The 18,691-nt window shown below is 37.7% G+C and carries 17 protein-coding genes and 1 pseudogene; 14 read left to right on the forward strand and 4 right to left on the reverse strand.

Translation table 11 applies throughout. The features are described 5' to 3' along the window. From A1D25_RS07595 to focA, 4 genes are all read right to left on the reverse strand, one after another. Nucleotides 1–3,395 (reverse strand): S6 family peptidase (locus A1D25_RS07595; protein WP_157395093.1); only part of this gene is annotated, 3,395 nt, incomplete at its 3' end. Between the two features lie 188 nt (nucleotides 3,396–3,583). Next, nucleotides 3,584–4,687 carry an adenosylhomocysteinase gene (locus A1D25_RS07600; RefSeq protein ID WP_157395094.1) on the reverse strand — a complete coding sequence of 368 codons (1,104 nt, stop codon included), beginning with the start codon at nucleotides 4,685–4,687 and terminating at the stop codon, nucleotides 3,584–3,586. A gap of 127 nt (nucleotides 4,688–4,814) precedes the next feature. After that, nucleotides 4,815–7,139 (reverse strand): formate C-acetyltransferase, encoded by a 2,325-nt coding sequence (pflB, locus tag A1D25_RS07605; RefSeq protein ID WP_157395095.1) that lies wholly within the window; start codon nucleotides 7,137–7,139, stop codon nucleotides 4,815–4,817. A 94-nt stretch (nucleotides 7,140–7,233) separates the two neighbouring features. After that, nucleotides 7,234–8,058 carry a formate transporter FocA gene (gene focA / locus A1D25_RS07610; RefSeq protein ID WP_157395096.1) on the reverse strand — a complete coding sequence of 275 codons (825 nt, stop codon included), beginning with the start codon at nucleotides 8,056–8,058 and terminating at the stop codon, nucleotides 7,234–7,236. A 197-nt stretch (nucleotides 8,059–8,255) separates the two neighbouring features. Between focA and A1D25_RS07615 the strand changes: the two genes are divergently transcribed. From A1D25_RS07615 to A1D25_RS11285, 14 genes and pseudogenes are all read left to right on the forward strand, one after another. Continuing rightward, nucleotides 8,256–8,747 carry a YqaA family protein gene (locus A1D25_RS07615; protein ID WP_157395097.1) on the forward strand — a complete coding sequence of 164 codons (492 nt, stop codon included), beginning with the start codon at nucleotides 8,256–8,258 and terminating at the stop codon, nucleotides 8,745–8,747. A 64-nt stretch (nucleotides 8,748–8,811) separates the two neighbouring features. Beyond that, nucleotides 8,812–9,381 carry an ADP compounds hydrolase NudE gene (gene nudE / locus A1D25_RS07620; protein ID WP_157395098.1) on the forward strand — a complete coding sequence of 190 codons (570 nt, stop codon included), beginning with the start codon at nucleotides 8,812–8,814 and terminating at the stop codon, nucleotides 9,379–9,381. Then, entirely contained in the window at nucleotides 9,371–9,793 is a 423-nt protein-coding gene (locus A1D25_RS07625) for a hypothetical protein (protein ID WP_157395099.1), read from the forward strand. Before nudE ends, A1D25_RS07625 begins: the two co-directional genes overlap by 11 nt. Nucleotides 9,794–9,861: 68 nt before the next feature. Then, nucleotides 9,862–10,671 (forward strand): 3'(2'),5'-bisphosphate nucleotidase CysQ, encoded by an 810-nt coding sequence (gene cysQ / locus A1D25_RS07630; RefSeq protein ID WP_157395100.1) that lies wholly within the window; start codon nucleotides 9,862–9,864, stop codon nucleotides 10,669–10,671. A 74-nt stretch (nucleotides 10,672–10,745) separates the two neighbouring features. After that, complete coding sequence (zwf, locus tag A1D25_RS07635; RefSeq protein ID WP_157395101.1) at nucleotides 10,746–12,230, forward strand: glucose-6-phosphate dehydrogenase; 1,485 nt, start codon at nucleotides 10,746–10,748, stop codon at nucleotides 12,228–12,230. Between the two features lie 75 nt (nucleotides 12,231–12,305). Further along, nucleotides 12,306–13,004, forward strand: a complete 699-nt coding sequence (gene pgl / locus A1D25_RS07640) for a 6-phosphogluconolactonase (protein WP_157395102.1) — start codon at nucleotides 12,306–12,308, stop codon at nucleotides 13,002–13,004. An 82-nt stretch (nucleotides 13,005–13,086) separates the two neighbouring features. After that, nucleotides 13,087–13,980, forward strand: a complete 894-nt coding sequence (locus A1D25_RS07645) for an ORF6N domain-containing protein (protein WP_157395103.1) — start codon at nucleotides 13,087–13,089, stop codon at nucleotides 13,978–13,980. Between the two features lie 88 nt (nucleotides 13,981–14,068). Further along, nucleotides 14,069–14,488, forward strand: coding sequence for a nucleotidyltransferase substrate binding protein (locus tag A1D25_RS07650; protein WP_157395104.1), 420 nt, complete (start codon nucleotides 14,069–14,071; stop codon nucleotides 14,486–14,488). Further along, complete coding sequence (locus A1D25_RS07655; protein ID WP_157395105.1) at nucleotides 14,472–14,768, forward strand: nucleotidyltransferase family protein; 297 nt, start codon at nucleotides 14,472–14,474, stop codon at nucleotides 14,766–14,768. Before A1D25_RS07650 ends, A1D25_RS07655 begins: the two co-directional genes overlap by 17 nt. 58 nt (nucleotides 14,769–14,826) lie before the next feature. Continuing rightward, a complete protein-coding gene (locus A1D25_RS07660) occupies nucleotides 14,827–15,435 on the forward strand; it encodes a glutathione S-transferase (protein ID WP_157395106.1) in 609 nt (202 codons plus the stop codon). An 80-nt stretch (nucleotides 15,436–15,515) separates the two neighbouring features. Continuing rightward, the gene (locus tag A1D25_RS07665; protein WP_240327131.1) at nucleotides 15,516–15,866 is read left to right on the forward strand and encodes a GNAT family N-acetyltransferase; all 351 of its coding nucleotides are present in this window, start codon (nucleotides 15,516–15,518) and stop codon (nucleotides 15,864–15,866) included. A 134-nt stretch (nucleotides 15,867–16,000) separates the two neighbouring features. Then, on the forward strand, nucleotides 16,001–16,558 hold the full coding sequence (locus A1D25_RS07670) for a transposase (protein WP_157395107.1): 558 nt from the start codon (nucleotides 16,001–16,003) through the stop codon (nucleotides 16,556–16,558). 285 nt (nucleotides 16,559–16,843) lie between these two features. Next, nucleotides 16,844–18,298 (forward strand): decarboxylating NADP(+)-dependent phosphogluconate dehydrogenase, encoded by a 1,455-nt coding sequence (gene gnd / locus A1D25_RS07675; RefSeq protein ID WP_157395108.1) that lies wholly within the window; start codon nucleotides 16,844–16,846, stop codon nucleotides 18,296–18,298. Between the two features lie 211 nt (nucleotides 18,299–18,509). After that, nucleotides 18,510–18,614: pseudogene (locus A1D25_RS11285) on the forward strand (transposase-like zinc-binding domain-containing protein); the annotation flags it as partial. Nucleotides 18,615–18,691 lie beyond the last annotated feature (77 nt).

Genomic DNA, 18,691 nt, shown 5'->3' on the forward strand with positions numbered 1-18,691 from the left:
TCCGCTTGACGTTGACGCTCTGCTTCTTCTTGGCGTTTACGCTCTTCTTCCGCTTGACGTTGACGCTCGGCTTCTTCTTGGCGTTTACGCTCTTCTTCCGCTTGACGTTGACGATCTGCTTCTTCTTGAGCCTTATTCAGATCAGCATCAGCTTGATTTTTAGCTTCTTCTGATGTGTCCAGTTGTACTAAATTTTTTAAGTTATTCAAATAGTAGCGGAATGCTCCAGCATCTACATAACCTTTTTCTAATTTGAATGTAGCTGAATTGTTGCCTTTAATATCAAATAATTTTAATGTTTCCGCATTTTCTCTTTTGATTTCCTCACCCGAATCTAAAATAGAGATAGTATGAGAACCCACAGCATTTGTTACTTCCACCAAGTTACCCACTAATTTTGCTAAATTAGTGTTAAAGCGGAAAAAGCCATTACCTGATAAATACGATACAACGAGCTTATTAAACTTATTAAACTCATTTTCTGAATTTAAATAAATTTTTGAGCCTTGTTCTAATCGTAGCTCATTGACATAGCTTGTGCTACTTCCTGAATCACTACCAGAAACGGTATCTGCATTATCTAATTGCCAAATAGCATCTTTTGAGAGTGTTACATTAGGAGAAAAACCGTCTTTGCCAATATGGCTATATAAAACTGCCTTGCCAACATTAATCTCCTCATCACCAGCTAAATGCCCCCCATAATAATTATTATTTGAAACAGTAATACCATTTTTTACATAAATAAATGTATGTGGGAGATTCTTATAAGTCTGTTCATCTAACTTACGAACAGAACACCCATCGCTATTTTCAAAAGCTTTTCCACTATAACAAATTGTAGAAATTCCATTATTAAAACCTAAATCTATGCGACTGTTATTCCGCAATTCAATTTCATTAAGAACAAAAGCCCCTACATTGCGTCCAATTTCAACACTACTACGTTTATCTAATTTCAATTTATTAGCAATAAAACTACGCGTTAACCACTCATTATCTTTTCTGACTTCCTCTATTTCTGCTCCTGAACGAAATGTGGGGTGTTTATCCGCAAACGGAACTTGGTAACCAGAGAAAATAACCTTTCCGTTAGTAACATTAAAATCACCATTTAAATTTAAACCGCCCGAAAGAAGTAGCAAATTATTTTTTTCAGTATAGTAGTCTCTACCAGAAACATTCACATTGATCCTACCATTAAGATTTCCTAAAAGCTGTTGTTTGTACAACTCTAGGTTGCTCCCTCCAATTCCCCACCAGCTAGGAATACCCAACCTAGATAAAGTATCTGCATCCTTCATTAAGAGTTTAAATCCTTCAAAGGACGAACCATCTTCACTGTACAAGATCTCACCGTCCCCTCGTACTTGCTCTTGGTAATACTTTTGACCTAGAACCTTTCCTTTCTCATCTAGTGAAACGATAGAATTATCAAAGACTGAATAACCACGACTACCAATCAAGCCTGACATAACAGCACCAGTGCCTAAGTAGAGTGTTGAAGTTTTATTAAAATTATGATTAACAATGTTAGCACCTTCATCAACAGCAGCAGACACGCTTGCCTCTTTACCATTCAGATCTAATTTTCCACCACGGTAGCCAAAACTAATTCCTCCAAACCAATTACTTTCAGTATTTTCATAGCTATCTTCCCAGTAATGATTTCCAAAGCTATTATTCATAGATTGAGCATCTGATAGTGTTAAAACTCCTCTACCACTTACTAGCTCAACGTTATGAAATGCAGGCTTATTTACCACGTCAATGATAACTTGACCATCACCAATACTTAAATGTCCTATTAGTGGTGTTGGGCGTGGGTTGCTACCCGTAATTCGTAATGTGCCTTGCCCTAGTTTAGATAATCTATCTCCATAGAAGTTTATATCTTGTTTATAACTTTTTTCATAGCTTCTTGCAGTAAGTGGTTGATTAACTTGCCAATCTAAAACACTCCCCTTATGAACAACAATACCTGACCCAACCCAACTTGAATCATTATCCGTTTTAATCTTCACATAACTTGGGCGTATATTCCCGACATAAATGCCACCAGCCCCCTGATCTATATCAGACTCCAAATTGATTGTAAGAGGTTGTAAAAGCTGTTCGCCATCAATAGCTCCACCATTTATATAGAGATCTTTACCATTTTCAGCACCTGCAATATCGTCAGATAAACTAATGTCTAATTCATTATCAGCAATAATACTTTTTCCTTGCCCTATTTCTCGCCAGTTAACTTCTTCCACATCTAAATTAAGCTCTACACCTTTATGTTGAGCAAGGTATCGGTTTAAAAATTCTGGTTTATATACAGTAAAATATTGCTGCACTTTATCATTAATATTGTCATTAGTTATCCCTGTAGCTGCATATGCAAGCCCTGCTAACTTCCACTTTTTATTGTAAGAGTCATAAACATATAATGGAGCACCACCATCACTAGGCGTTACCAAGGTAGGTAATATTTTGATGTTTTCTCTGCTCATATCTTCTTTCAGAGTAAGAGGTCGATCAAAACTACTTACATAAAAATAATTGCCATTTGGTTCTGTCAACATAATTTTGCCTAGAATACCTCCACCGACTAAATGCTTAGAAGCATCTGAGACATACTCTAAGTTTTGATTACCTCCTTCTGCAGAATAGACATATTGTTTTCCACTGCCTAACCTGACTATATTCCCCCATCCTAGAGGTGAACAGTCCCAATATGAAGAAATGAAGTAACACCCTCTCTTTTCCTCATTAACCGCCGTTTCTGTTGGCACTATTTCTGTGACTAATTTGCTTAAACGAGGTAAACTAAAATTATATTTATTGAATCCTTCAGACCACTCTCTCAAAAAGTCAAAATTTGGCTCAGCATCATTAGCATTTGTAACAATATATTGGTAGTTGTTTTCACGTTTTGTAGTTGAAAAAATATCTCCAAACTCAAGTTTGTCGGCACTTTGAATTTCATTATGTTGTACAGTAGTAACATACTGAGGATGAACTAAAGAGGAAACACCTAACATCCCCTGTCCTGTTCTTCCTCTATATGTAATTGAGTGAGACGGGCTAAAATCTGGCATTGGGATTTTAATCAACTCCCAATCTTGGTTTCGTGCATCAGGAAAAAGATTACCTAGCAGAATATTGTTTTTATCGTATATTGGAATATCTGTTGCTCCAACAGTATATTTCCCTTTATTTTCAGCAAAATTGCGATACTCTTCATAGGGTACAATATCTGATACTATCGAAGCACTAGCCATAGTTGAAAAAGTAGCTAACGGTAGCAGTAATTTTAAGGCTTTATTTTTACCTGACTGCTTAGCAAATTCAGAAGCAACAACATACTGCCCACAGGCATTTTTAATAACTTTAAAGATACGATTCATAAGATTTCCTCACGACAATTAAGAGTAGATAACAGCGTGTTTAACACACTTCAAATTGTACAAAAAAAAAACAAATGAACAATAAACATCCGATTTGTCTATATTCTTTATCTTCATATCACCTAAAACAAAAAAGCGATATTGGCATATACCAATATCGCTTCAACTCTGCTTACAAGCGGCTAGTTTTATAACACTTTTTGCCAAACAGATTGGGGAAGTAGATAAACATCTTTTGCAGCTTTCTGCCCTTCACCCACAATATGCCCAATGCCGCTTGCCATTACCGCAAGAGTAACATCAAAGGCATTTAAGCTGTCGCCATAGCCAGCAGTTAAGTTAAACATTGAGCCATCAGCAAGTAAATAAATAGTTCTTCCATCTAATGAATAAGCGTTAATATACGGCATAGGCTCATTCATCGGGTATTTTTTGAGAAATGCTACATCAATTTCTTCCGCAACGTGTCCAACATTTAAAATAAATACGCCTGATTTGACTTGTTGCAATAAATGTTGCGATAGCACATTTTTTGCCCCTGTTGCTGTCGCAATCACATCAGCTATTTTCACTGCTTCAGATAAGGGCATTACTTGCCAGCCATCATATTCAGCTTGCAATGCTCGGGCTTTATCAATTTCTGCCACAATCACTTTTCCACCATAAGCTTTGGCAGATGCGGCAACACCTTGCCCAACCAAACCATAACCAATCACGACAACTGTTTTTTCGTGTAAAGTTAAATGTGTCGTTTCAAAAAAGGTGTGCCACGCGGTTAAGCCAACCATATGGCGATTGTGTAGCCCTTCTTTTACGGGTAAATCGTCCCAGTTGAAAATAGGGTAATTGGGGGTTAATCCATTTAAACGATTGATACCAGAACCCGTTGCTTCTAAGCCTGCTTTTACATTCGTTTCTAAATTATTTTGATGAATCAATGCGGTTAAATCTGAACCCATTTCACATAAATGAGTTGGATTCCAATCAATCGCAGTTTGAAAACTTTCGTGCCACTCTTTATGGCTCATATTACGCCACGCTTTTGCTTCTGCACCACAATTCATTAAATAGGCGACAACATCATCTTGTACTGTTGTTGGGTTGCAAGTGGTTAAAAATACTTTTGCCCCTTTATCTAATAAGCCTTTAACAAGTGGCGCCATTTTTAAATCTAAGTGCATATTGCACGCTAAACGGACGTGAGAAAGATCAGGCAAAGCCTCTACTGCTGCTTTGGTGCGTGGCATATTGAGTATTGCCCATTCAAGTTCTGCGGAAAAGTTATCGTACACACTATCTCCTTTTAAGTGTATTGCTAATCATAGCGTTGGTAAAACTTAGATAAAATTATACCGCTTGCCTTACGACAAGCGGTAGGTTTTATTGAAATTTTTACAAATTCCAACTCAGATTAGCGTATTACATCGCCTGTGTGAAAGTGCGAGTAATTACGTCTTGTTGTTGCTCTTTGGTTAAAGAGTTGAAACGGACTGCGTAACCTGAAACACGAATGGTTAATTGTGGATATTTCTCTGGGTTTTCCATCGCATCTAATAGCATTTCGCGGTTCATTACGTTCACGTTTAAGTGCTGACCGCCTTCAATGCTTGCTTCGTGGTGGAAGTAACCATCCATTAAGCCTGCAAGATTGCGTTTTTGTGCTTCGTAATCTTTACCTAATGCATTTGGTACGATTGAGAAGGTGTAAGAAATACCATCTTTCGCAAAGGCAAACGGTAATTTCGCAACTGATGTTAATGATGCTACCGCACCTTTTTGGTCACGTCCGTGCATTGGGTTTGCACCTGGTCCGAATGGAGCACCTGCACGACGACCATCTGGTGTATTACCTGTTTTCTTACCGTAAACTACGTTTGAAGTAATGGTTAATACTGACTGAGTTGGGGTTGCATTGCGGTATGTACCTAGTTTTTGAATTTTCTTCATAAAGCGTTCAACTAAGTCACAAGCAATATCATCTACACGATTATCGTTGTTACCGAATTGTGGATATTCACCTTCAATTTCGAAGTCTGTCGCAACATTTTTCGCTACGCCAATCACTTCGCCCGCTTTATTTTTGATTTCAATATCAGTGCGAACTGGTTTTACTTTCGCATATTTGATTGCTGAAAGTGAGTCAGCTGCCACAGAAAGACCAGCAATACCACACGCCATTGTACGGAATACATCACGATCGTGAAGAGCCATCAATGCTGCTTCATAAGCGTATTTGTCGTGCATAAAGTGAATGATATTTAATGCAGTAACATACTGTTTCGCTAACCAATCCATAAAGCTGTCTAAGCGAGTCATTACATCATCGTAATCTAAGTATTCGCTAGTGATCGCTTCTGTTTTCGGTCCAACTTGGTCGCCTGATTTTTCGTCCACACCACCATTGATTGCGTATAGTAAGGTTTTCGCTAAGTTTGCACGAGCACCGAAGAACTGCATCATTTTACCTACGATCATTGGGCTTACACAGCACGCAATTGCATAGTCATCGTTTTGGAAATCTGGACGCATTAAATCGTCATTTTCATATTGTACAGATGAGGTATCAATAGATACTTTAGCTGCATAACGTTTGAAACCATCTGGTAAACTTTCAGACCAAAGGATTGTTAAGTTCGGCTCTGGTGATGGTCCCATTGTGTAAAGGGTATGCAAGATACGGAAACTGTTTTTTGTTACAAGTGTACGACCATCTAAGCCCATACCTGCTAAAGTTTCTGTTGCCCACATTGGGTCGCCAGAGAATAATTGATCGTATTCTGGGGTACGTAAGAAACGAACCATACGAAGTTTCATTACTAAGTGGTCGATTAATTCTTGTGCTTCTTGCTCAGTAATTTTACCTGCTTGTAAATCACGCTCAATGAAGATATCTAAGAAAGTCGATACACGACCGAAAGACATCGCTGCACCGTTTTGTGATTTCACTGCTGCAAGATATGCAAAGTATGTCCATTGTACCGCTTCTTGTGCATTGGTTGCTGGGTTTGAAATATCATAGCCGTAAGATGCAGCCATTTCTTTCATTTTACCTAATGCACGATGTTGCTCTGCGATTTCTTCGCGTAATTGAATTGTTGCTTGAATATCTTCGCCACGTTCTAATTTTTCTTGTAAAGATGTGAATTGTTTCACTTTATCTTTCATTAAGAAATCTGCACCATAAAGTGCCATACGGCGATAGTCACCAATGATACGACCACGACCATAAGCATCTGGTAAACCTGTAATAACACCTGATTTACGGCAACGTAAAATATCTGGCGTATATACATCAAATACGCCTTGGTTGTGGGTTTTACGGTATTCAGTAAAGATTTGTTCAACCTCTGGTTTTAATTCACGACGGTAAACTTTACAAGAACCTTTTACCATATTGATCCCACCAAACGGCATAATTGCACGTTTTAATGGTGCATCAGTTTGTAAACCAACGATTTTTTCTAAATCTTTGTTGATATAGCCTGGTGCGTGTGAAGTAATGGTTGATGGAGTATCGCAATCAATGTCATACGGTTCGTGGGTTTTATTTTCCACTTTAATTTTTTCCATTACATCTGTCCAAAGCGTTGTTGTTGCTTCAGTTACATCTGCAAGGAAAGACTCATCGCCTTCATAAGGTGTGTAGTTTTTTTGGATAAAATCACGCACATTAACTTCTGTTTGCCATTCGCCTGGAGCAAAACCTTCCCAAGCCTTTAATTGTGCTTCTGTTAGTTGAGCCATTTTAAGTCCTCTATAGTTAGTTGAATTTAGATACAAGCGGTAGGATTTTGTAAAACTTCTGCAAAAAGTAACCGCTTACGAAATTTTAGTTTTTTTAATGTTTTCTTAAATGCAAAAACCATTGCACTAAACCGATAAAAAATGCCCCGCCCACAATATTGCCTAGTGTTGCAGGAATTAAATTTTTCACCACAAAGTTAGTCATTGTTAGATCGGCATATTGTGTAGCGTCAATCCCGATCTCCGCCCAAAATTCTGGGCTTGCAAAGCTGTGAATTAACACTCCCATTGGCACCATAAACATATTTGCCACACAGTGTTCAAAACCTGATGCGACAAACATTGCAATAGGTAAAATCATAATAAAGGCTTTATCCGTCAAACTCTTACCCGCATAAGCCATCCAAACTGCGATACATACCATTAAATTACAGAAAATACCAAGACTAAAAGCTTCTACCCAAGTATGATGAATTTTATGTTGAGCCGTTTTTAGAATAGTTAGCCCCCATTGCCCGTTAGCTGCCATAATTTCGCCGCTAAACCATACTAATAATACGATAAAGATTGCCCCGAAAAAGTTCCCCACATACACGACCAACCAGTTTCTTAACATTTGGAAAAGAGTAATGCGGTTACTTGCTTTAGCGATAGCTGTCATTGTTGAAGAGGTGAATAACTCTGCACCAAATACAACACACATAATAATGCCGAGAGAGAAAACAACGCCACCAATGAGTTTAGCGACACCCCAAGGTAATTCGCCAGCCCCGACTTGAGTCGTTGCGTAAAAAACGAAAGCTATTGAAATATACGCACCTGCAGTAATTGCAGAAAGAAAAGAGTAGAATTGATTTTTTGTGGCTTTATATACTGCACCATCTTCAGCAATCTTAGCCATTTCAGCTGGTGAAAACATCGCTATCCTTAAACTAAAATTTGAAAACTTATAAGAATTGTTGAGAATTATAGACCTGTTACTTAATTACTCAAATAAATTTCACAAATAAAGTAAATAAAGTAGAATGATTTGTTGATCCACATCAACTTTTAACAAGAACACAAAATAATCAAATACACAATAAAAACAGATTTTTTACAAAAAACTTACAATTTATGCTTGATTATCTCATTTCTTTCTTCGGAATTTTTAGCTCAACACAAAATCAGTTATTGATTATGTTTGCAAGTGCTTTTTTGAGTGCCACGATTTTGCCTGGTAATTCTGAAATTACCTTTACTGCCTTTGCGTCTCAGCTGATTATGAGCGAAACATCACTATTCTCACATAATATAGCTATATTACTCTTTGTTGCTACACTCGGAAATAGTTTAGGAAGCTTAACAACCTATTTTATGGCTAGGCTTATTCCGCCACCACATTTAACCGAAAAAAGTAAACCTAGTGTAAAGTGGGCATTAAAATACAGCCAAAAATATGGTGTCTGGGTACTACTTTTTAGTTGGCTACCCATCGTAGGAGATCTATTCAGTGGCATTGCTGGTTGGCTACGTTTCAATTTCTGGCAAACAGTCTGCTTTATTAGCTTAGGTAAAGCTATTCGCTATCTTATTTTATTATGGAGCATTAACGCCTTTTTGGGTTAAAATTGTTCATCTGCTAAAACCCATTGAAAATGTTACATTAGCAACATTCAGAGAAGGAATTATTATGTCAATTACGCCACTTTTTACGACAAGCAAGCAAGTGCCTGAAATTTTGTCCATTTCCACCATTGCAAAAACTCGAATTTTCGAAGTGCAATCTGTTGATTTACGTTTTTCAAATGGGCAAGAACGAACCTACGAGCGTTTAACGCCACAACGCCGTTCTTCTGTAATGGTGTTACCCATTCATAATGATCACTTAATTTTAGTGCGTGAATATGCGGTAGGCCCTGAGCGTTATGAATTAACCTTTCCAAAAGGAATTGTTGATAATGGCGAAGAACCCATTGTGAGTGCAAACCGTGAATTACAAGAAGAAATTGGTTTTGGAGCAAACAGAATTTCCCCTTTGCGAACACTTTATAGTGGCCCAAGCCATATGTATGGTTTAATGCACGTTTTTGTTGCACAAGATCTCTACCCTTCTCGCTTAGAAGGCGATGAACCTGAACCCCTTGAAATTATCTATTATCCACTTGCAGATATTGACAAGCTACTTGCAGATCCAAACTTTGCTGAAGCAAGAAATCTCTCTGCTCTCTTTCTATTAAAGGAATTTCTGAATGCTCAATAAATCAATTTTGTGGATCTTCCCACTGATTACCCAGATTATATTTTCCCTTTTTCTGCCTTTCTTCAGTGGTTTTAACTTCAATGAATTAATCGCTGGCTTTGGTTATGTTGCATTGTTAGCCACTTTCCCAGCCTTTATTTTTGCCTTGTTCTGCTATCGTAAGCGGTTACATCAACGTAATCTTTTACAAATTACGATTTTCTCTGGCGGGCTAATGTTTATTTACACCTTAATTTTATTTTCGGTTTACCTAGCAATTGAGCCACCACAAGAGCCAATTTCAACGTGGGAACATAGTCTTGCTGTTTTCTTCTACGCCCTAATGTTTGCCTTACCAAGTAGTGTTTATGCAATGGTGATATTACGCCTTTTTCTCCCTAAGATGATAATTTCACAAAAAGCTGAAAAATAGTGATGCAGTCTAATGGATAAAATTTTATAATCTGCAACATAAAAGGAAATAATCTCAACGGAGTTACTATGCAACAGCTTACCCCACAACTACTTGATGCCGTATTAGATATTGCTCATCGTGCAGGCGAGCATTTAAAGGCGTTTTACGCTAAATCCGTTGAGATCAAAATTAAAGCCGATCACACTCCTGTAACTGAAGCTGATCTGTTTATTAGCCAATTTGTGATCGAGCAACTTCAACAGCTTACCCCACACATTCCGATTATCTCTGAAGAAAATTGTAACATTCCTCTTGAGGAACGTGTTCAATGGCAAGAATACTGGCTAATCGACCCTTTAGATGGTACACAACAATTTATTGATAGAACCGATCAATTTTCCGTTGTTATTGCCTTAGTTCAACAAAATCGCCCCGTTCTTGGCGTAATCCACGCTCCTATATTACATAAAACCTATTATGCAATGGCGAATTACGGTGCTTATCTAAATGAACACAATCAGCTTACTCGATTACGGCTTTGCAAAAAATTAGCCCAATCTCACCGCTTACGCATTACGGTTGGCACATCGAATAGTGAAAAAATTCGTCAGATGGTCAAACCAGCATACCAAATTGACTTTATTCAATATGGCTCAAGTAGCTTAAAAGCAGGCTTAGTTGCTGAAGGAAAGGCAGATTGCTATATCCGCTTGGGCGATACAGGCGAATGGGATACCGCCGCGGCTGAAGTGTTACTTGCGGAATTAGGTGGAAAGATTGTCGATTTACAATTTGTTCCATTGAGCTACAACCAACGCCAACATTTTATCAATCCCTACTTTATTGTGATTGGCGAAGGCGAATATAATTGGCAAACGATTTTTAATCTTAATTGATTTATTTGTAGTATCTACTAAAATGTGGCTAGATATACAAAGTTTTAACAATTCTATTTAGGACAATTCATATAATGAAAGCAGATAACAACTGTATCGTCATTTTTGGTGCATCTGGCGATTTAACTCACCGTAAACTCATTCCTGCTCTTTATGACCTATATAAAATTGGTCGCCTTTCTGAGAGCTTTTCTGTATTAGGTGTTTCTCGAACAGAATTGGACGATACTCAATTTCGCCAAAAAATGCGTGAAGCTCTCATCAAACACGAAAAAACAAGCGGTGAGATGTTAGATAAATTTTGCGAACATCTTTACTATCAAGCATTAAATACGTCTGATGCGTTGGATTATGGAAAATTAGTACCCCGCCTAGATGAACTTCACGATAAATACCATACGGGTGGCAATACCCTTTACTATCTCTCAACACCGCCAAGTTTATATCCGATTATTCCTGAATGTCTTGCTGCTCACGGCTTAAATACTGAAGAATTTGGCTGGAAACGTATTATTGTTGAAAAACCTTTCGGCTATGATATGAAAACCGCCAAAGAGCTAGATGTACAAATTCATCGTTTCTTTGAAGAACATCAAATCTACCGTATTGACCATTATCTTGGTAAAGAAACTGTTCAAAACTTGCTTGTTTTACGTTTCTCAAATGGTTTATTTGAACCGCTTTGGAATCGTAATTTTATTGATTATGTTGAAATTACAGGGGCAGAGTCTATCGGAGTTGAAGATCGTGGTGGCTATTATGATGGCTCAGGGGCAATGCGTGATATGTTCCAAAACCATTTATTACAAGTATTAGCGATGGTTGCAATGGAACCCCCTGCAATTATCAACGCCGATTCAATGCGTGACGAAGTCGCCAAAGTATTACATTGCCTACACCCATTAAGTGATGACGATTTAAAAAACAACCTTGTATTAGGTCAATACGCCAAAGGTACTATTGACGGTAGCGATGTCAAAGGCTACTTACAAGAAAAAGGTGTGCCTGAAGATTCTAATACCGAAACCTATATGGCAGTTCGTTGCCAAATTGATAACTGGCGTTGGGCTGGCGTTCCGTTCTATGTGAGAACAGGTAAACGCTTGCCAGTGCGTGTTACCGAAGTGGTTATTCATTTTAAAACCACACCACACCCAGTGTTTAGTCAAAATGCCCCTGATAATAAATTGATTATTCGTATTCAGCCAGATGAAGGGATCTCTATGCGTTTCGGTTTAAAAAAACCTGGTGCAGGTTTTGAATCGAAAGAAGTTTCTATGGATTTCCGCTATGCTGATCTTGCATCGCCAAGTCTTTTAACCGCTTATGAGCGTTTATTATTAGATGCAATGAAAGGTGATGCAACGCTATTTGCCCGTACGGATGCCGTTCACGCCTGTTGGAAATTTGTACAGCCTATTTTAGATTACAAAGCAGCTAATGGACGTGTCTATGAATATGAATCTGGTACTTGGGGGCCTTCTGAAGCCGATCGCTTAATTGCTAAACACGGCAAAGTCTGGCGTAAACCAAGTGGCTTGATGAAGAAAAAAGTATAAAAAATCTCCCCCAGCCCCTCTTTTTCAAAGAGGGGAGCTAAACCAAGCAAATATAATATCAACGGATTATTAACAATGAATACCCAAATTTTCGAAACCGCTCAGCAAGCGGTAGAAAAAATCGCACAAGAACTTGTGTTATATAGCCAACAAAATCGCCCTGTGCATATCTCTCTTTCTGGCGGTAGCACACCGAAATTGCTATTCAAAACCTTAGCACAAGCCCCCTTTAACACTGAAGTAAAATGGCAAAACTTGCATTTTTGGTGGGGTGATGATCGAATGGTTGAGCCACAAGATCCTGAAAGCAATTATGGCGAAGTACAAAAGCTACTGTTCGATCACATTCAAATCCCTGTAGAAAATATTCATCGAATTCGTGGTGAAGATAATGTTGAACAGGAACTTGCAAGATTTTCGCAAGAACTGACCGCTTGTGTACCTCATTTGGAATTTGATTGGATTATTTTAGGTATGGGAACGGACGGACACACTGCTTCCCTTTTCCCACATCAAACGGATTTCAATGATCCGAATGTGGCAGTCATCGCCAAACACCCAGAAACAGGGCAAATCCGTATTTCTAAAACCGCCAATTTAATTGAAAAAGCCAAACGCATTACTTATTTGGTAACAGGCGGATCAAAAGCAGAAATTTTAAAAGAAATTCAAACTACACAAGCAGATCAATTACCTTACCCAGCCGCAAAAATTAAAGCAAAAAATGGCGTAACGGAGTGGTATTTGGATAAAGATGCGGCGAAGTTGCTGTAACGAGCGGTGAGATTTTCAAAAATTTTGCGAAAAGTACCGCACTTTAAGGCCACAAATTGTGACCTTAAACATCGGAGAAACTATGAGCGATATAATTCCAATTCACGCAGGTATTGAAACTCGGATTTTTACTATTCGTGATGTTCAAGTGATGTTAGATGTACACTTAGCCGAGTTGTACCAAGTGGAGACAAAGGTTTTTAACCAAGCAGTAAAACGTAACCTTGAACGTTTTCCCGAAGCATTTCGTTTTCAATTAACAAAATCTGAATGGGAAATTTTGAGGTCACAATTTGTGACCTCAAATGAAGATCTTGAGAAAGGTAAATATCGTCGTTATATGCCCTATGCTTTTACCGAACAAGGAATTGCAATGCTTTCAGCAGTATTACGAAGTGATGTGGCGGTGCAAGTGAGCATTAAAATTATGCAAACCTTTGTGCAAATGCGACATACATTGTTAAATAATATAGCGGTGGTGAAGCGTTTGGAAAATGTGGAACGTAAACAATTAGAAATGTCGGGGCAACTTGAACAGGTATTTTCTGCATTGGAAGCCAATAAACCACAAACGCAAGGCATTTTCTTTGATGGTGAAACCTTTAATGCTTATACTTTTGTATCTGATTTGGTGCGTAAAGCAAAATCATCCATTATTTTAATTGATAATTATATTGATGATACTGTTTTGACTTTATTTAATAAACGTCGCACAAGCGTTAATGTTGAAATTTATACTAAGACAATAAGCAAACAACTCAGTTTAGATTTAGAAAAATACAATAGCCAATTTGAACCGATTGAAATTTATGCCTTTAGTAAAGCTCACGATAGATTTTTGATATTAGATCACAAAGAACTGTACCATATTGGTGCTTCATTAAAAGATTTAGGCAAAAAATGGTTTGCTTTTTCTAAGATGGATTTGGCAACAAGTCTGATTTTGGAACAGTTAGAAGAAGTGAGAAAGCGGTAAGGTTTCGGAGAGTTTTTTACAAATTATTTGTAAAAAAACACCGCACTTTTAACCTTATAATTTATACCCCTGAATAAAGAGATAAGAAATGAACGAATTTGATTTTTCCCCCTTGCAAAATGCAGTACAACGTTTAGCGGAAGGGCTGAATCGCTATCAACAAGATATTCAAGATTTACAAATTCGTGATGGCTTAGTACAACGCTTTGAATTTACTTATGAAATTAGTCATAAAATGCTCAAACGTTACTTAACCCATATTTCTCCGAATCCTGCTAAATTTGACGAAATAAGCTTTCAGGATTTAATCCGAACAGGTAATGAACAAGGCTTACTGCGTGGAAATTGGATAGACTGGAAACAATATCGGGAAATGCGTAGCCGTACAAGTCATACTTATGATGAAGAAATTGCTGTGCAAGTGGTAGCGGGTATTCCAAAGTTTTTAGTGGAAGCAGAATATTTGCTTAAAAAACTACAGGAGAGACTCAATGGCATTGATGATTAGCCCACAAGAATTGGATATTGTGCAACAAATTTTGCAAAAAAACGTACCGCACTTAGAAGTTTGGGCGTTTGGCTCGAGAGTAAAGGGTAAAGCTCGTCCTTATTCTGATTTAGATTTGGCGATTATCAGTGAAGAACCACTGGATTTTTTAACCTTGGCAAACCTCACGGACGATTTTTCCGATTCTGATTTACCTTGGAAAGTAGATATTGTGGATTGGGCAACAACATCAGATAACTTTCGAACCATTATTCGTGAGAAATATGAAGTCATTCAATAAAAATAAGATAACTAAGCAAGCGGTGAAATAACCAAAATTTTTTGTAAAAGGACACAGAATGTATCAGCTTTATTTTAATCCACCAAAATCATCGTGGTCGTTGAGAGTTTGGATCTTACTCAAAGAGATGAATATTCCCTTTGAATCTAAAATTGTACGTTATTTAGATGATATCAATGAGCAACGCCAGCAATTTAAACATTTTTCACCTACGGCTAAAATCCCTGTATTATATGCTAATGGTCTAGCAATTTGGGATAGCCTTGCTATTATCGAATTTGTGGCTGAAAGCTATCCACAAGTATGGGAAAAAGATAGCATTGCAAGAGCTTGGTCGCGTTCCGCTTGTGCTGAAATGCATTCGGGCTTTAAAAATTTACGAAATATATGTGATTTTAACCCTCTTGCTCACACACCATTAGCGAATATACCGCAGGCATTAGAGCAAGAATTGGCAAGATTGAATGAATTATTACAACAAGGGTTAGACCAATTTAATGGCAATTTTTTGGCTGGTGAAAATTTTACTGCTGTGGATGCGTTTTTCGTCCCTGTGATGCTCCGTATTGAAACCTACGGTTTACACCGTTATTTCAGCGAAAAAGTATTGGCATATCAACGAAGAATGTTAATGTTAGAAAATTTGAAAGTATGGTTAGCCATATAACAAACGGTCAAATTTTTTATAAAAGAGAAATCAGAATGATCGAATATAAAACAAATTTTCCAATTTCTGCGACATAATATATTGAGTTGCTGAAGCAAACCACTTTGGGAAAACGCCGTCCTATTACAGAAATTGAACGTATTGAAGCAATGCTCCAATATGCAAATTTGTTGGTTTCTGCGTGGAAAGGTAATGAACTCGTAGGCGTAGCTCGTTCTCTCACTGATTTCCAGTACTGTTGTTATTTATCCGATTTGGCAGTAAGAGAAGATTATCAAAAACAAGGGATTGGGAAAGCCTTGATTGCAGAAACAGAAAAATCGCTCAGTTCGAAGGCAAAAATCATTCTACTTTCCGCACCACAAGCGGTGGATTACTATCCACATATTGGCTTTACTCAACACTCAAGTGCGTGGCTAAGAGAAGTTTAATAAGCGGTTAGATCAGTGAGATTTTTTGCAAATGTTTGGGGAAACAGGTATTACAAAAAGTTTACTGTCCAAATAGGGATTAATTACATTGTAGGGGCTAATTACATTAGCCCCATAAACACATAAATGATTTTATGACAAGATATAATGCAGATATCCATCATCGAAAATCAATTCGCTTGAAACATTATGATTATCGAGCCGAAGGATTTTATTTCATTACAATTTGTTGTAAAAATAAAGAGTGTTTATTCGGACAGATTGTTGATCAACAAATATTACTGAATGATTTAGGTAACTATGCAAAAAAATGCTGGGAGCAAATTCCTGAATTTTTCCCACAGGTAAGAATGGACGCGTTTGTTATTATGCCAAATCATTTACACGGTATTATTGAAATTATTAAATATGATAAGGAACAATGTGATGTACCTACATCTAAAGGAACATCACAAACAGTTGGTTCAATAGTGCGTGGTTTTAAATCAGGTGTAACATCTTGGGCAAGAAAAAATACAGATGTATTTGATGTTTGGCAACGTAATTATTATGAGCATATTATCCGAGATGAAAAATCCTATTTAAGAATTTATGAATATATTCAAAACAACCCGATTTTATGGGAATTAGATCAGCTGTATGTAAATTATGGGGAAAATGTGATTTGCCCCTACGATACGAATAAAATGTAAATTGGGGGCAAATGTGATTTACCCATACGATACGAATAAAATGTAAATTTAGGGCAAATGTAATTTGCCCCTACGATATAAATGAAATATAAATTTGGGGCAAATGTTATTTGCCCATACGATACGAATAAAATGTAAATTTAGGGCAAATGTAATTTGCTCCTACGATACGAATAAAATGTAAATTGGGGGAAAATGTGATTTGCCCCTACGATATAAATAAAATGTGAACCGTAGGGGCTAATTACATTAGCCCCATTCAAAACAATCCAACAGGAGCAAAAAATGTCAGTAAAAGGCGATATCGGCGTTATCGGATTAGCGGTAATGGGGCAGAATTTAATTCTGAATATGAACGACAATGGGTTCAAAGTCGTGGCATATAACCGTACCACATCAAAAGTGGACGAATTTTTAGAGGGAGCCGCGAAAAGCACCAATATTATTGGGGCTTATTCGTTGGAAGATCTAGCGAATAAATTGGAAAAACCACGCAAAGTAATGTTAATGGTGCGTGCAGGCGATGTGGTAGATCAATTTATTGATGCGTTGCTTCCGCATTTGGAAGAAGGCGATATCATCATTGATGGCGGTAACTCAAACTATCCAGATACTAACCGTCGTGTAAAAGCCCTATCGGAAAAAGGCATTCGCTTTATTGGTTCAGGTGTATCGGGCGGTGAAGAAGGAGCACGCCACGGGCCTTCAATTATGCCGGGTGGTAATGAAGAAGCGTGGCAATATGTGAAACCTATCTTCCAAGCGATTTCGGCAAAAACCGACAAAGGCGAGCCTTGCTGTGATTGGGTTGGTAAAGAAGGTGCGGGGCATTTCGTGAAAATGGTTCACAACGGTATCGAATACGGCGATATGCAGCTAATTTGTGAAGCCTACCAATTCTTAAAAGATGGTTTAGGATTAAGCTATGATGAAATGCAGGCTATTTTTGCAGAATGGAAAAATACCGAACTTGATAGCTATCTAATTGATATTACAACTGATATTCTTGGTTACAAAGATGCAGACGGCAAACCGTTAGTGGAGAAAATTCTGGATACTGCAGGTCAAAAAGGGACAGGGAAATGGACAGGTATCAATGCGTTAGATTTCGGTATTCCATTAACCTTAATCACCGAATCTGTTTTTGCTCGTTGCGTTTCATCATTTAAAGATCAACGTGTGGCAGCCTCTAAATTGTTCAACAAGACTATTGGCAAAGTAGAAGGCGATAAAAAAGTGTGGATCGAAGCGGTGCGTAAAGCATTATTAGCATCAAAAATTATCTCTTACGCACAAGGTTTTATGCTTATTCGTGAAGCTTCTGAAAACTTCGGTTGGGACATCAACTACGGTGCAACCGCATTATTATGGCGTGAAGGTTGTATCATTCGTAGCCGTTTCTTAGGTAATATTCGTGATGCGTATGAAGCGACCCCAGATTTAATTTTCTTAGGGTCAGACAATTACTTCAAAGGCATTTTAGAGAACGCCTTAAGCGACTGGCGTAAAGTGGTAGCGAAGTCTATCGAAGTGGGTATTCCAATGCCTTGTATGGCATCAGCCATTACATTCTTAGATGGCTACACTTCTGAACGAGTCCCTGCAAATTTACTCCAAGCACAACGAGACTACTTCGGTGCGCATACTTATGAGCGTACTGACAAACCTCGTGGCGAGTTCTTCCATACTAACTGGACAGGACGTGGCGGTAATACTGCATCAACGACTTATGATGTGTAATCATATATTCACTAAATAAATTTTTTAATAAACCCACATATTTAAAACTGTGGGTTTATTGGCATACGGGACATATTGTTGTATAGGGACGCCACTCTGGCGTCCATTTATTGGTGTAATGGACAAAATGGTTGCTAAAAAGTGCGTTAAGAGCTTATAGTATAAGGCTTTAACGCACTTTTTTGAAAATGAATAAAAAACTTGTCCTTTTTGTAAAAATCAAAATATAAAGAAGAATGGTGTTAGAAATAACACTCAACGTTATAAATGTCATAGCTGTAATAAAAAATTCACCTTTCAACATATAGCAAATTAACCCCGCCCCCCCTCCATCTTATGATATAATTCATCTATGGCATATTCAATTGAACTAAAACAAAAAGCTCTAGATTA

This window comes from Ursidibacter arcticus, assembly GCF_009761375.1.
In the GTDB taxonomy this organism is placed as follows: Bacteria; Pseudomonadota; Gammaproteobacteria; order Enterobacterales; family Pasteurellaceae; genus Ursidibacter; species Ursidibacter arcticus.

What these genes read in the sequence shown, in the direction of transcription:
- A1D25_RS07615 (WP_157395097.1), top strand. Translation starts at nt 8,256, where the DNA reads ATGCTTGATTATCTCATTTCTTTCTTCGGAATTTTTAGCTCAACACAA.
- A1D25_RS07650 (WP_157395104.1), top strand. Translation starts at nt 14,069, where the DNA reads ATGAACGAATTTGATTTTTCCCCCTTGCAAAATGCAGTACAACGTTTA.
- A1D25_RS07670 (WP_157395107.1), top strand. Translation starts at nt 16,001, where the DNA reads ATGACAAGATATAATGCAGATATCCATCATCGAAAATCAATTCGCTTG.
- focA (WP_157395096.1), bottom strand. Translation starts at nt 8,058, where the DNA reads ATGTTTTCACCAGCTGAAATGGCTAAGATTGCTGAAGATGGTGCAGTA.
- pgl (WP_157395102.1), top strand. Translation starts at nt 12,306, where the DNA reads ATGAATACCCAAATTTTCGAAACCGCTCAGCAAGCGGTAGAAAAAATC.
- A1D25_RS07645 (WP_157395103.1), top strand. Translation starts at nt 13,087, where the DNA reads ATGAGCGATATAATTCCAATTCACGCAGGTATTGAAACTCGGATTTTT.
- pflB (WP_157395095.1), bottom strand. Translation starts at nt 7,139, where the DNA reads ATGGCTCAACTAACAGAAGCACAATTAAAGGCTTGGGAAGGTTTTGCT.
- A1D25_RS07660 (WP_157395106.1), top strand. Translation starts at nt 14,827, where the DNA reads ATGTATCAGCTTTATTTTAATCCACCAAAATCATCGTGGTCGTTGAGA.
- A1D25_RS07655 (WP_157395105.1), top strand. Translation starts at nt 14,472, where the DNA reads ATGGCATTGATGATTAGCCCACAAGAATTGGATATTGTGCAACAAATT.
- zwf (WP_157395101.1), top strand. Translation starts at nt 10,746, where the DNA reads ATGAAAGCAGATAACAACTGTATCGTCATTTTTGGTGCATCTGGCGAT.
- cysQ (WP_157395100.1), top strand. Translation starts at nt 9,862, where the DNA reads ATGCAACAGCTTACCCCACAACTACTTGATGCCGTATTAGATATTGCT.
- gnd (WP_157395108.1), top strand. Translation starts at nt 16,844, where the DNA reads ATGTCAGTAAAAGGCGATATCGGCGTTATCGGATTAGCGGTAATGGGG.
- A1D25_RS07625 (WP_157395099.1), top strand. Translation starts at nt 9,371, where the DNA reads ATGCTCAATAAATCAATTTTGTGGATCTTCCCACTGATTACCCAGATT.
- nudE (WP_157395098.1), top strand. Translation starts at nt 8,812, where the DNA reads ATGTCAATTACGCCACTTTTTACGACAAGCAAGCAAGTGCCTGAAATT.